This is a genomic window from Cupriavidus pauculus (genome assembly GCF_002858765.1).
GTDB classification, from domain to species: domain Bacteria; phylum Pseudomonadota; class Gammaproteobacteria; order Burkholderiales; family Burkholderiaceae; genus Cupriavidus; species Cupriavidus pauculus_B.
In genome coordinates this window covers 1-13,135 of record NZ_PJRP01000025.1, presented here as the reverse complement: position 1 = coordinate 13,135, position 13,135 = coordinate 1, and the positions used below count along the sequence as shown (strand labels likewise).

The 13,135-nt window shown below is 66.9% G+C and carries 12 protein-coding genes; 10 read left to right on the top strand and 2 right to left on the bottom strand.

Features of this window, described 5'->3' with window-relative positions; all coding sequences use genetic code 11:
* The first annotated feature begins 61 nt into the window (after nucleotides 1-61).
* The 7 genes from CYJ10_RS31380 to CYJ10_RS31350 all read left to right on the top strand — a co-directional run bounded on the left by CYJ10_RS31380 (nucleotide 62) and on the right by CYJ10_RS31350 (nucleotide 9,200).
* On the top strand, nucleotides 62-1,198 hold the full coding sequence (locus CYJ10_RS31380; protein ID WP_101685347.1) for an alkene reductase: 1,137 nt from the start codon (nucleotides 62-64) through the stop codon (nucleotides 1,196-1,198).
* Between the two features lie 18 nt (nucleotides 1,199-1,216).
* Nucleotides 1,217-2,188, top strand: coding sequence for a cyclase family protein (locus CYJ10_RS31375; protein WP_101685346.1), 972 nt, complete (start codon nucleotides 1,217-1,219; stop codon nucleotides 2,186-2,188).
* Nucleotides 2,189-2,434: 246 nt separating this feature from the next.
* Complete coding sequence (locus tag CYJ10_RS31370) at nucleotides 2,435-2,881, top strand: auxiliary protein of the heavy metal cation-transporting efflux system HmyCBA (protein WP_101685393.1); 447 nt, start codon at nucleotides 2,435-2,437, stop codon at nucleotides 2,879-2,881.
* A gap of 193 nt (nucleotides 2,882-3,074) precedes the next feature.
* Entirely contained in the window at nucleotides 3,075-4,457 is a 1,383-nt protein-coding gene (locus tag CYJ10_RS31365) for a TolC family protein (RefSeq protein ID WP_101685345.1), read from the top strand.
* Nucleotides 4,458-4,459: 2 nt separating this feature from the next.
* Entirely contained in the window at nucleotides 4,460-5,617 is a 1,158-nt protein-coding gene (locus CYJ10_RS31360) for an efflux RND transporter periplasmic adaptor subunit (RefSeq protein WP_101685344.1), read from the top strand.
* Between the two features lie 6 nt (nucleotides 5,618-5,623).
* The gene (locus CYJ10_RS31355; protein ID WP_101685343.1) at nucleotides 5,624-8,740 is read left to right on the top strand and encodes an efflux RND transporter permease subunit; all 3,117 of its coding nucleotides are present in this window, start codon (nucleotides 5,624-5,626) and stop codon (nucleotides 8,738-8,740) included.
* 94 nt (nucleotides 8,741-8,834) lie between these two features.
* Nucleotides 8,835-9,200, top strand: a complete 366-nt coding sequence (locus tag CYJ10_RS31350) for a DUF2880 domain-containing protein (RefSeq protein WP_257993617.1) — start codon at nucleotides 8,835-8,837, stop codon at nucleotides 9,198-9,200.
* 18 nt (nucleotides 9,201-9,218) lie between these two features.
* On the opposite strand, the gene tehA is transcribed toward CYJ10_RS31350, so the two are convergent.
* Entirely contained in the window at nucleotides 9,219-10,241 is a 1,023-nt protein-coding gene (gene tehA / locus CYJ10_RS31345) for a dicarboxylate transporter/tellurite-resistance protein TehA (protein WP_101685341.1), read from the bottom strand.
* A gap of 259 nt (nucleotides 10,242-10,500) precedes the next feature.
* On the opposite strand from tehA, the gene CYJ10_RS31340 reads away from it, so the two are divergent.
* Together CYJ10_RS31340 and CYJ10_RS31335 are read left to right on the top strand one after the other, a co-directional pair.
* Complete coding sequence (locus CYJ10_RS31340; RefSeq protein WP_101685340.1) at nucleotides 10,501-10,998, top strand: DUF1579 domain-containing protein; 498 nt, start codon at nucleotides 10,501-10,503, stop codon at nucleotides 10,996-10,998.
* A gap of 111 nt (nucleotides 10,999-11,109) precedes the next feature.
* Nucleotides 11,110-11,712, top strand: coding sequence for a nitrogen fixation protein NifQ (locus tag CYJ10_RS31335; protein ID WP_101685339.1), 603 nt, complete (start codon nucleotides 11,110-11,112; stop codon nucleotides 11,710-11,712).
* A gap of 54 nt (nucleotides 11,713-11,766) precedes the next feature.
* Here CYJ10_RS31335 and CYJ10_RS31330 read toward each other — a convergent pair whose 3' ends face one another.
* Complete coding sequence (locus CYJ10_RS31330; RefSeq protein WP_257993616.1) at nucleotides 11,767-12,090, bottom strand: hypothetical protein; 324 nt, start codon at nucleotides 12,088-12,090, stop codon at nucleotides 11,767-11,769.
* Between the two features lie 224 nt (nucleotides 12,091-12,314).
* On the opposite strand from CYJ10_RS31330, the gene imuA reads away from it, so the two are divergent.
* Nucleotides 12,315-13,135 (top strand): translesion DNA synthesis-associated protein ImuA (gene imuA, locus CYJ10_RS31325; protein WP_101685392.1); only part of this gene is annotated, 821 nt, incomplete at its 3' end.

Sequence of the window (13,135 nt, the reverse complement as noted above, 5' to 3'; positions counted from 1 at the left end):
CGACAAATCGGCACACTGTGTCCATTCCGATCCTTCCGATCGATCCACACAGGAGTTTCCGATGAGCAATCCTTCGATCGACACCGCTTCGCAAGCACCGCTGTTCCAGCCCTGGGCGCTGGGCGACCTGACACTGCCCAACCGCATCGTGATGCCGCCGATGACGCGTTCGCGCGCCAGCCAGCCCGGTGATGTGCCCAACGACCTGATGGCCGAGTACTACGCGCAGCGCGCCGGTGCCGGCCTGATCGTCAGCGAAGGCACGTGGATTTCACCGCTGGGCAAGGGCTATGCATGGACGCCGGGCATTCACACGCCCGAGCAGGTGGCGGGCTGGCGCAAGGTGACGCGCGCCGTGCATGCCGCCGGCGGCCGCATCTTTGCGCAGCTCTGGCATGTGGGGCGGCTCAGCCATATCAGCCTGCTCGACGGCCAGTCGCCGGTATCGTCGTCGGCCATCCAGGCGGCGGGCGTCAATGTCTTCGTGGCCGAGCGTGACGGCACGCCAGGCTTCGTGCAGGCATCGCAGCCGCGCGCGCTGTCCGTGGACGAGATCCACGCAATCGTCGACGAATACCGCCAGGCCGCGCGCAACGCGATGGCGGCCGGGTTTGACGGCGTGGAACTGCACGCGGCCAATGGCTACCTGGTGAACCAGTTCATCGATTCCGGCGCGAACACCCGCACGGACCAATACGGCGGATCGCTGGACAACCGCCTGCGCTTCCTGGGCGAAGTGGCCCAGGCGCTGATCGACGGCACGGGCAGCAAGGACCGCGTCGGCATTCGCCTGGCGCCGCTGACCACGCTGAACGGCTGCGTCGACGCCGATCCGGAAACCACCTATACGGCAGCAGCAAAACTGCTGGGCGAACTGGGCGTGGGCTACATCCACATTGCCGAGGCCGACTGGGACGATGCCCCGCACATGCCGCTGGCGTTCAAGCAGCGCCTGCGCGACGTGTTTCCTGGCACGCTGATCTATGCCGGCAAGTACACCGCCGAACGCGCCAACGCCGCGCTGGGCGAAGGATGGGCCGACCTGATCGCCTTCGGCCGCCCGTTCGTGGCCAATCCTGACCTGCCCGAGCGCCTGCGCGCCGGCGCCCCGCTCACCCCCCACGACCGCAACACACTGTTCGGCGGCGGGGCGCAGGGGCTGACCGACTATCCCGCGCTGGCTGCCAAGGCCGCCTGAGACACCGGGACACTGACGATGACATCACTGAAGACACTTGCCCTGGCCGCCGCATTGCCGTTTGCCATCCACGCCGCCGCGGCTTCGGCTGCTTCCGCCGAGCCGGCCGCCCCGGCCGCTGACTGGAGCCCGTCGGTGTACGGCGCCAATGACGAGATCGGCGCTGCGAACCTGCTCACACCAGAGGTGGTCAGGCAGGCGGTGACGCTGGTCAAGACCGGCAGGACCTATCCGCTGGCCGTGCCCGTCAACAAGAACCTGCCGGCGTTCCGGCACCGCAGCTTCCGGCTCTATAACGTGCAGGTCGGCCAGCAGGCCGGCAAGTCGCTGGGGCCGAACAAGTTCACGTTCAATGACGAACTGGTGAACGCGTGGACGGGCGTGGGCACCCAGCTCAACGGCATCGGCCATATCGGCATCGACAACGTCTACTACAACGGCAACAAGGCCGCCGATTTCGTCACGGTCGACGGCGTGAAGAAGCTTGGCGTGGAGAAGGTGCCCCCGATGGTCACGCGTGGCGTGGTGCTGGACATGACCGCGCACTATGGCAAGGCCATCGTGCCGGGCGGCACCGAGTTCACGGTAGCCGACATCCAGGCGGTGCTCCGGAAGCAGGGCCTGACGCTGCGCAAAGGCGACGTGGTGCTGTTCAACACGGGCTGGCTCGAACTGATCGGCAAGGACAACCAGCAATTCCTGGAGGTGGAACCGGGCATCGGCATGGAAGCGGCCAGGTGGCTGGCCGACCAGGGCATCGTCGCCTTCGGGGGCGACACCTGGGCGTCGGAGGTCTACCCGAACCCGCACGGCAAGGACGAGTTTCCGGTCAACCAGTTCATGCTGGCCAAGCGGGGCATCTACAACCTGGAATTGATCGACAGCCGCGCCCTGGTGCGCGACAAGGCCTGGGAATTCCTGTTTGTGCTGGGCCAGCCGCTGTATGTGGGGTCGACGCAGGTGAATGTGAATCCGGTGGCGGTGCGGTGAGGCCGGCGCACGGCGACGTGGCTTGATGGGCATGCCGGCGGGGCATGGCAGGCGTCCAGCAGGCGGCTGATGTTAGGCGCCGCCGGGGAGCGCAGGCGGATTGAAAGGAACTCATAGCCGTTTCCCGAGTCAATTGTTGCGTTCGGTTACAATGCTGTACCGCAGCAATGCCGTCGGCATTGTCTGCCAAATGTCTGCAATCGCGCCCCCATCTTGTTACGTTTCGTCCTCTTCCTGCTGACTGCCATGTGCCTGTCCGCGCTGTCGTTTTCGGCAGCGGCGAACGTGCGTGCGGCCGTGCCGAAGGCGGAGCGGGTGATGAAGGTGTCGAATGCGGCACATACGGCCGAAAGCGCCCAAGCGGCGCAGGCGTCCCAGGCGACCGAAGCCCCCGACTATGCAATGCTGGCCAACGGCGACGACCTCGCCCAGCTGGTGCTGCCCGGCGACCCCGACTTCGGTGCCGACGATGAGGTCGCCGACGACGGCCCGCCACCCGGTTACTGCAATATCTGGTCGGCTGACCTGCTTGATCCGCTCGATCTGTTCGATGCGGTCGATGAAACCAGCGCACTCTTTGTCCTGCCCAATTTCGCACTCGCCCAATCGGTGAGCGACCTGTTCCAGGCGCCCACGGCGCGTACGACGTTCGAGTCCGAAGGCCTGTTCCGGCCGCCCAATCTCCTCGTCTGAGTCTCCACGCCACCGTCCCGGCTGACGCCGGACGGTGCGCTCATTCCTTGCCCTTGCGCCCCGTACTGCCCGCGACCGCCCTGTGTCGCGGCTGAAAGCGTTTGCCGTTTGCCCCCGGTGTTCCGATGCCGGCCGGCATGCGGCGCGCGTGTCGTGGGTTGCCGGGCAGCCGTACCGTTTGAACCATTCAGACATGAAGACCAAGAAATCGTTGACCTGGGTCGCGTCGCTGTCGTTGGTGACGGCACCGGCCTGGGCTGCCCAGCCCATGCCGGCCAGCGCGACCGCGACACCCACCACGACCGCTGCCGCGCCGGGCATGAAGCTGGCGGCCAAGGCCATGCCGCGCGCCACCACGCCCGCGGCCGAATCCTTCGAGTTGTCGCAGTTGCTGGAAATCGCGCAATCGACCAACAAGGGCACCGAGGCCGCGCAGGCCAATGTGGACGCGGCCACTGCCGCGATCAGCAGCGCCCGTGCGTACCCGAACCCGCAGGTGGAAGTGATGTACGGGCGGCTGTCCGGCAAGCAGCCAGGCGTGACCAGCGGCAACGCGCCGTCATACGCCGTCGTGCAGAAGTTCGACTATCCCAACCAGCGCAACCTGCGCCAGCAGATGGCCGGGCGTGGTCTGGAGGCATCCGAGGCCCAGCGCCAGACCTTCCGGGCCGAACTGGCCGCGCGGGTCAAGACGGCGTACTTCCAGGTGCTGCGGCGCGAGACCGAACTGGCCGCCGCGCGTGAGGATTTGAACCTGATGCGCCAGATCCAGGAGCGCGCCAAGGTGCGCGTGGATGTGGGCGAGGCGCCACGCTACGAGCTGATCAAGGCCGATACCGAACTGCTGGCCGCACAGAAGACGCTGCAGACGGCCGAACTGCGCGTCGACCAGTCGAAGGCCACGCTGCGCCAGCAGGTGGGCGGCGCCATGCCGGCGCGCTTCGGGCTGACGGGCAGCCTGGCCAATACGCCCGACGTGCCGAACCTGGCCGTGCTGCGCGACGGCATGCAGGCCAACAACGCCGAGCTGAACCAGCGCCGCAGCGAACTGGAACGCGCCCGCCTTGGCGTGGACTACCAGCGCTCGCTGCGCTGGCCCGAGGTGTCGCTGCGCGCCAGCACCGACCGCCAGCCGGACAACAACGTCTCGCAGATCGGCCTGGTGATGACGATCCCGTTGTGGGACCGCCGCAGCGGCCCGGTGGGCGAAGCCACGGCACAGGCCACGCAGGCGCGTACCGCGCTGGAGGCGCGCGAGTTCGAGCTCGCGCAGGAACTGGATACCGCCTACCAGCAGTACGAGATCACCCAGGCACAGGTCACCGCGCTGGAATCGGGCATCGTGCGCGAAGCCGAGTCGGCGCTGGGCGTGGCGGAAGCCGCCTACCGCTTTGGCGAGCGCGGCATTCTCGACTATCTCGACGCCCAGCGCGTGCTGCGCAATGCGCGCAGCGAACTGATCAACGCGCAGTACGAACTGCAGATCGCCGCCATCCAGATCGAAAAGCTCATGTCGGCCACGCCTGGTGCTGCCGCCGTCGTGCCTTCCCGGCCCGTCTCCCAGAATCTGAACTGAACATGCGTCCCTCTCATTCCCTGCTTTCCATTGCCGCTGCCGCCGTGTTGGCGATGTCGCTGGCCGGCTGTTCCAAGGAACCCGAAGCCGCTGCCGAGGCGCCCAAGCTGCCGCCCGGCATCGTCAAGGCCGAAGAAAACCTGCAGAAGACCCTCAAGGTGGCAACCCTGGCTACGTCTCCGTTCAGCGAGATGTTGCGCGTGTCGGGCCGTATCGATTTCGATGAACAGCGCGTGTCGCGCATCGGCGCCACGGTCACCGGCCGTGTGACCGATCTCTACGCCATCCTGGGCGACGAAGTGAAGGCCGGCCAGGTGCTGGCCCGCCTGCACAGCAGCGAACTTGGTGCCGCACAGATGGCCTTCCTGAAGGCCGAAGCCCAGAACGACCTGCAGGCCCGCAATGCCGAGCGCGCGCGCCAGCTGTTCGACGCCGACGTGATCGGCCGTGCCGAACTGCAGCGCCGCCAGAGCGAATACGCGATTGCCGCCGCCGAAATGCGCGCCTACCGCGACCAGCTGCGTGTGCTGGGCATGTCGGCGCAGGCCATTTCCACGCTGGCGAAAAACGGCAGCATCGAGTCGTACTCGCCGGTGTTTTCCAGCATCAGCGGCACGGTGGTGGAGCGCAACGTGGCGCAAGGCCAGGTGGTGCAGCCGGCCGACGCGCTGTACACCGTGGCAGACCTGTCGCGTGTCTGGGTGGTGGCCGAGGTGCCCGAGCAGCAGGCCGCCCAGGTGGCCGAAGGCCAGGCCGTCGACATCGAGGTGCCGTCGCTGGCCAACACCAACGGCCGCATCACGGGCAAGCTGATCTACGTGGGCCGCACCGTGAATCCGCAATCGCGCACGGTGCTGGTCCGTACCGAACTGGAGAACAAGGAAGGGCGCCTGAAGCCGGCCATGCTGGCCAGCATGCTGATTGCGGGCAAGCCCATCGATACGCTGGTGGTGCCCGGTTCCGCCGTGGTGCGCGACGGCAACGACGAGCAGGTCTACGTGGAAACCGCGCCCGGCCAGTATCGCCTGACCAAGGTGAAGCTGGGATCGGAAAGCGACGGCATGCGAGTGGTGCAGAGCGGTATCAAGGCGGGCGACCGCGTGGTCGTGGAGGGCGCGTTCCACCTCGACAACGAGCGCAAGCGCCTGGAACAGGGGTAAGCCGCCATGATGACATCGCTTGTGGAAGCCGCGATCAAGCAGCGGCTGGTGGTGTGCGTGGTGGCGGTGGTGCTGTTCTTCTTTGGCCTGCGCGCGGCTGGCAAGCTGTCGGTCGATGCCTTCCCGGACGTGACCAACGTCCAGGTGCAGATCGCCACCGAAGCCACCGGCCGCTCGCCCGAAGAGGTGGAGCGCTTTGTCACCGTGCCCATCGAAATGTCGATGACGGGCCTGCCCGGACTCGAGGAGATGCGCTCGCTGAACAAGGCCGGGCTGTCGCTGATCACGCTCGTGTTCACCGACAAGACCGACGTCTACTTCGCGCGGCAGCTCGTCATGGAGCGGCTGATCGAGGTGTCCGGCCGCATGCCCGAAGGCGTGACGCCGGTGCTGGGGCCGGTGTCCACCGGCCTGGGCGAGGTCTACCAGTACACGCTGGACCGCCCCGACGACGGTAACCGCGAACTGACGCAGGATGAGCTGGCCGAGCGCCGCATCGCGCAGGACTGGGTGGTGCGCCCGCTGCTGCGTTCGATCCCGGGCGTGGCCGAAATCAACTCGCAGGGTGGCTACGTGCGGCAGTACCAGGCACTGGTCAACCCGGAGCGGATGCGTCACTACGGGGTCAGCCTGCAGCAGGTGTACCAGGCGCTGGCGCGCAACAACGCCAACTCGGGCGGCGGCGTGCTGCCGCACTACGCGGAGCAGTACCTGATCCGCGGTGTGGGCCTGGCCAAGGGCGTGGACGATATCGGCAGCATCGTGCTCAAGGAGGTCAACGGCACGCCGGTCTACGTGCGCGACGTGGCGCAGGTGACGATCGGCCACGAGGTGCGCCAGGGAGCCGTGGTCAAGAACGGCCAGACCGAAGCCGTGGGCGGCATCGTGATGATGATGCGCGCCGGCAACGCCAAGGAAGTGGTGAGCCGGGTCAAGGCGCGCGTGGCGGAGATCAACGGGAAGGGCATGATCCCCGGCGGCCTGCAGATCGTGCCGTACTACGACCGCAGCGAACTGGTGGACGCCGCGTTGTGGACGGTCACCAAGGTGCTGCTCGAAGGCGTGGTGCTGGTGGTGATCGTGCTGTTCCTGTTCCTGGGCGACGTGCGTTCGTCGGTCATCGTGCTGGCCACGCTGGTGCTGACGCCATTGCTGACGTTCATGGTGATGAACCGCATTGGCCTGTCGGCCAACCTGATGTCGCTGGGGGGGCTGGCCATCGCCATTGGCCTGATGGTGGACGGCTCGGTGGTGGTCGTCGAAAACGCGTTCGAGCGACTGGGTCATGCGGACAAGTCGGGGCTGACCCGCAACCAGATCCTGGTCAAGGCCGTGCAGGAAGTGGCCACGCCGGTGATCGTGGGCGTGGGCATCATCATCCTGGTGTTCCTGCCGCTGATGACGCTGCAGGGCATGGAAGGCAAGATGTTCGCGCCGCTGGCCGTCACGATCTCGATTGCGCTGGCGATCTCGCTGTTCCTGTCGCTGACGCTGTCGCCGGTGCTGTCGTCGTACCTGCTCAAGGGCGGCGCCGAGCATGACACGCGCGTGATCGCGTTCATGAAGCGTCACTACCTGCGCATGCTGCACTGGTCCCTGCTCAACAGCAAGAAGACGGTGCTATCGGCGGTGGGCCTGTTCGTGGCCACGGTGATGATCGTACCGATGCTCGGAACGTCGTTCATTCCGGAAATGAAGGAAGGCTCGATCGTGCCGGCGCTGGATCGCGTGCCGAACATCTCGCTGGAAGAGTCGATCAAGCTCGAACGCCAGGCCAACAAGCTGGTGCTGGAGGTGCCGGGCGTGAAGTCGGTGGTGTCCGGCGTGGGTCGTGGCGAAAGCCCGGCCGACCCGCAGGGCCAGAACGAGTCGACGCCGATCGCCAGCCTCAAGGATCGCGACGAGTGGCCCGACGGCTGGACGCAGGACGACATCGCCAACGCCATCCGCGACAAGCTCAAGGCCATTCCGGGCGTGCAGGTCGTGATGGCGCAGCCGATTTCGGATCGTGTGGACGAGATGGTCAGCGGCGTGCGGTCGGACATCGCCGTGAAGATCTTTGGCGACGATCTCGACAAGCTGCGCGGGCTGGCCGGCGAGATTGCCCGCGTGGCGGGCGGCATCAAGGGCGCCGAGGATGTGCGTATCGAGCGGATCTCGGGCCAGCAGTACCTGTCGATCGAGATCGATCGCCAGGCGATTGCGCGCTACGGGCTGAACGTGTCGGACATCCACGACATCATCGAGATTGCCATCGGCGGCAAGCGCGCCACGGACATCTTCGAGGGCGAGCGCCGCTTTGCGGCGGCGGTGCGCCTGCCGGAGGAGTTCCGCGGCAACGTGCAGGCCATCCGGCAGCTGCTGGTGCAGGCGCCCGATGGCGTGCAGGTGCCGCTGCAGAGCGTGGCGAAGATCGAGGTCAGCGACGGCCCCGCGCAGATCAGCCGCGAAATGGCCAAGCGCCGCGTGGTGGTGATGATCAACGTGAAGGACCGCGACCTGGGCGGCTTCGTGGCCGAACTGCAGTCGGCCACGGAGGCCAAGGTCAAGCTGCCGGAGGGCTACTACTACGAGTGGGGCGGCCAGTTCCAGAACATGGAGCGCGCCATGGGCCACCTGAAGCTGATCGTGCCGATCACCATCGCCGCAATCTTTTTCCTGCTGTTCCTGCTGTTCAACTCGCTGCGCTTTGCCACGCTGATCATCACGGTGCTGCCGTTTGCATCGATCGGCGGCATCATCGGGCTGTTTGTCACCGGCGAATACCTGTCGGTGCCGGCATCGGTGGGCTTCATCGCGCTGTGGGGCATGGCGGTGCTGAACGGGGTGGTGCTGGTGTCGTACATCCGCACGTTGCGTGAATCGGGCATGTCGCTGCGCAACGCGGTGGTGCGTGGCGCCACGCAGCGCTTCCGGCCGGTGATGATGACCGCCACCATCGCCATGCTGGGCCTGGTGCCGTTCCTGTTCTCGGACGGCCCGGGCTCCGAGGTGCAGCGGCCGCTGGCCGTGGTGGTGATCGGCGGGCTGATTACGTCGACGCTGCTGACGCTGGTGATGGTGCCGACGCTGTACCGCTGGTTCGACGACCGCAAGCCCGAACCGCGCGACATGTCCGTGTAATGGCGTGAGCGCGTAAGGGATTTACGCCGCAGTACAATGGCAACCGGCCGGCATGCATCGCGCGTGCCGGCCGTTTTCGTTCTGGAGTACACCTGTGACAACACACATGCGCCGCAAGCTCGTGACGTCCCTGGCCTGCGTGGCCATCGGGCTGCCGATGGTGGCAGCCGCCGCCGATGCGCCGGTCAACGTCGAAATGGGCCAGCGTGGCGGCCGGCCGGAAGCGCCCGAGGCGCCGGTGGCCTGCATGGAGGCCGTCAAGGCCAAGCTGCCGAATCCCGACAAGTTCCGCTGGGTGCAGGGCACCTCGCGCCGCGTGGCGGAAGACGTCTATAGCGTGGTGGGCAGCATCGAGTTCGTGAACCAGGCCGGCGAGGCGCGCAAGGGCGAAGCCCAGTGTGACGTGATGCGCGCACCGGGCAACCAGTTCATCGTGCCGAAGGTCCGTCTGCCGCAGTAATCGGCAGGCAGGGGTCGGTCAGGCCGTCTCGGTGGCCCGCACGGGCGCGGGGGCGGCGGGCACCGCCGGCGTGGGCAGCAGCGTGCCACGCAGCAGCAGCGCCACGGTCTTCCAGGCCAGCAGGCCGATGATCGCGTTGGCCGCGACGAACAGCGCGAACGCGGCGCCATCCAGGTCGCCAGCGCCCCGGGTGATCATGCGGATCGCCATGCCGGGCAGGGCGGCCACGCCAAAGCTGAACGCCCAGTAGCCCGGCGAGAAACGCTGCGTGCCGATCCACGGCAGCAACCGCAGCATCAGCAGCGCCTGGTACAGCCCATAGCCCAGCAGCGCGTACACGAACAGGTCGGGCTGACCGTGCGTCAGCGCCAGGTAGGCCGTGCCGCCCACCACGGGCGGCGCAATCTGGATGCCCAGCAGCGCGCGACGTGCCTCGGGCAGCGGCGCGTTGACGGCCGTGCGGTTCAGCAGCACCGATTCGATGGCGATCCACGACAGCAGGCTCGCGCCGAACAGCAGCATCCCGATGGTCTGCCATCCAAGCAGCGCGGCCGATGTGGCGCCCACGAACCCCGGTGCGACGGCCGGCAGGTAGGCGGCCGGTGTCACGGCTTCGGGCCGCATGCCGCCCTGCCAGAGCCGGCCATGCAGCACGGCGCCCAGCGCCAGTTGCCCGACCGTCGCCGAGACGAACAGCGCAACCGCCAGCTGCGGCGCATAGGGATGCACCAGTTGCGTGGCCAGCAGCGTGGAAGTCGGAATCAGCGCCGCGAACGACGATTGCACCGGATCGGCCATTTCCGCGCGGGCAGCCGCCGGTGTCACCAGCCATTTGCGCGCATAGGCACCCAGCAGCACCCCCCAGATGCCCAGGCCCAGCCAGGCCAGAACCGTGGCCGGCAGCGCGGGCAGGGCCCATACGTGAATGGCGCCGCGCCAGACATTGGCCAGCGCCAGCGCGCCGACGGCCATGCCGAAGAACGACAGCGGAATGGTCCGGACCGTGGTGGATGGGGGAGAGGATAGGGTGGGGGCGCCCATGATCGGCTCGTATTCGGTTTGGGTTGATGTATCGAATAGTACGCACACCTGGGCGGGGCCGCAGACGCGGGCGGCGCAATGTCTTGCTCGTCCGTCTCAACACGTCCGGCGCCGTATGAGGTGATGCAGGCGCCTCAAGATTAAGTTTCTGTCATGCAGCCAAGCCGATGTGGACATCGATCCGTTCATCTCCTAGGATTTGTGTACGATGTACACAATGCAGCGACACGATCTGAACGTATCAACAGGAGACTTAGGCATGCATGTCGAAACCACCCACGAACACCGCTGGCTGCACAGACTGGTTGGCAACTGGACGGCGGAAGGCGAAGCGCAGATGGGCCCGGACGGCCCCACCGAGAAGTGGAAGATTCCCGAACAGGTGAGCAAGATTGGCGATACCTGGGTGCAGACCCGCTCAGAAGGGGAATTCCCTGGCTGCGGGCCGGCCGTGACGGTCATGACGCTGGGCTACGACCCCGCCCGCAAGCACTTTGTGGGCACCTTCGTCGGCTCGATGATGACCCACATGTGGGTCTACGAGGGCGACCTGGAAGCCGACGGCAAGACGCTGACCCTGCGCGCCGATGGCCCGGCGTTCGGCCCGGATGGCACCGTGGTGCCGGGCAAGATGGCGAAATATCGCGATGTGGTTGCGTTCCAGGGTGACGATAACCGCACACTGACATCGTTCATGCAGGCCGACAACGGCGAGTGGATCCAGATCATGCAGGCCCGCTACCGGCGGGACAGGTAGCCCGGCCATCTGCCCGCACAGCCGGGCGGTTTGACCCATCGCTATATACGGGACTATATTGCGTTGCGAAGCCCGCCGTCCGGGCGGGCGCGCCACACTTGCCGTCCCAAGATGAACCGCTCGTTACTGTTGCTCGATGCGTTTGCCGCCCAGCCCGGAGACCCCGTCACGCGGGCCCTGGCAGGCGTGCTGGAAAGTGCCTGCGCGGGGCGCCTGCCGCGCTTTGCGCAGTGGCTGGGTCTGCCGCCGGCGGAGTTCCGGCGCATGCTCGATCGTCATTTCCCAGGCGCCGCGGCCGCTGGCTGGGAGCCCGACGCACCCCCGCAGGATGCCGACGCGCTGCCGTGCGAATTCGCCGATCTGGTCGATATGCTGGAAGACGGCCACACGCCGGGCCAGTATGGCCCGGACGTCCATTGGGCCGCGCATGCACTGGCGTCGGGCTGCTTCGGCCATACGCATCTGTGGCAGGACATGGGACTGTCGGGGCGCGACGATGTGTCGGCGCTGCTGCAGCAGGTTTTCGCACCGGTGTTCGCGGCCAACACCACGGAAATGAAGTGGAAGAAGTTCTTCTACCACCGGGTTTGCGAGCGGCTGGACATTCATCCGTGTCCCGAGCCGTCGTGCGAGGGGTGCGACCACTACGCGGCGTGCCATGGCGCCGAGGCGCCCATCGTGTTGATGCAGCCGGTCAGTTTGCGTCAGGCCTGAGCTTGCTGGCGCCAGGCGCTCGCCGCGTTCACCGCGTCAGCTACGGCTGATAGGTCAGGCGCGGTCCAGTTCGCTGCTGTTCCACCAGGCTTCCAGCAGTGGCTGGAAACGGTCGTCGGGGGCCGGCGCAATCCGCGTGCTCTTGCGCGCTGCCGGCAACTGGCGTCCGGTCAGCTGATAGAAGACGGCGGCCGGCGGTGTGCCGGGGCCGTAGGGCACATGGTCGATCACGCTCATCTGCCGCGCGGCTTTCAGGGCGCGCGTGGTCTCCTCGGCGGACAAGCCGCAGGCGTCGGCCAGCCCGTCACGGCGCAGCGGGCCCTGACGTTGCAAGCCTTCGATCAGCAGATGCACGCATTCGCGCGTATTCCTTTTCATGCTGCGCATTTTTCCGTACTGCCTGACACTTCACAATGACACTTGACACTTGTTTGCAATCCTTCGCTTGCAACTGTGGCAAGGACGCAAAAATCCCCTCGGAAGCGTCGATTTAGACACCTGGATAGCGTACCCCTTGCGTCGGTCTCGATACTGTATAAACATACAGTATTCAATGAATACCTATGTCCGCGCCGATGCTGGCGTGGGCCGACGATCCGACCATGATTCCAGCCCCGCATGGGCAGCCTTCGCTTCTGGCAGAGGACCATGCGCCCCCATCCCTATCCCCTGCGCTCGCCGAGCCGCCCCGCGAATCGGTGCGCGAACTCGAACAGCGGTATCCTGGCCTGTGGCGTGCGGGCCAGCTGGGCCGTGCCGGCCGGCTGCCCGTCTGCCCGACCGGCTATGACGCGCTGACCGCCGAGTTGCCGGGTGGCGGCTGGCCAGCCGGTGCGGTGACGGAACTGCTGCTGACGCAGGACGGGGCGGGCGAGTTGCGTCTGCTGATGCCGGCGCTGCGCACGCTGGCGGCCGGTGGGCGGCGCATCGCGCTGGTCAATCCGCCTTGCCTGCCGAATGCTGGCGAATTGGCGAGCGGATCGGCGGGCGGACTGGACGATGGCCGCCTGCCCGCGCGGCAGCTCTACTGGGTGCGGCCGCCGGTGGCCGCCACGATGGCCTCGCAGCGCACGGACATGCTCTGGGCCGCCGAGCAGATGCTGCGCAGCCAGGCGTTCGGCGCGGTGCTGGTCTGGCTGGCCGGCGCGCGGCCCGAGGCGCTGCGGCGCCTGCAGGTGCTGGCGCAGGCCGGCGATACCGTGGTGTGGGTGCTGCGGCCCATGCGGGTGCTGCACGACTCGTCGCCGGCAGTGCTGCGGCTGGCGTTGTCGCCGCAGCCCGGCAACCTGATGTCGATCGTCTTCCACAAGCGGCGCGGCCCGGTGCGCGATACGCCGTTGCTGTTGCCACTCGAAGGCATGGCCCATGTGCCCCGGCGCACGGGCATGCCTGCCGTTCCCACACCCGCCGTGCCGGCGGGTAT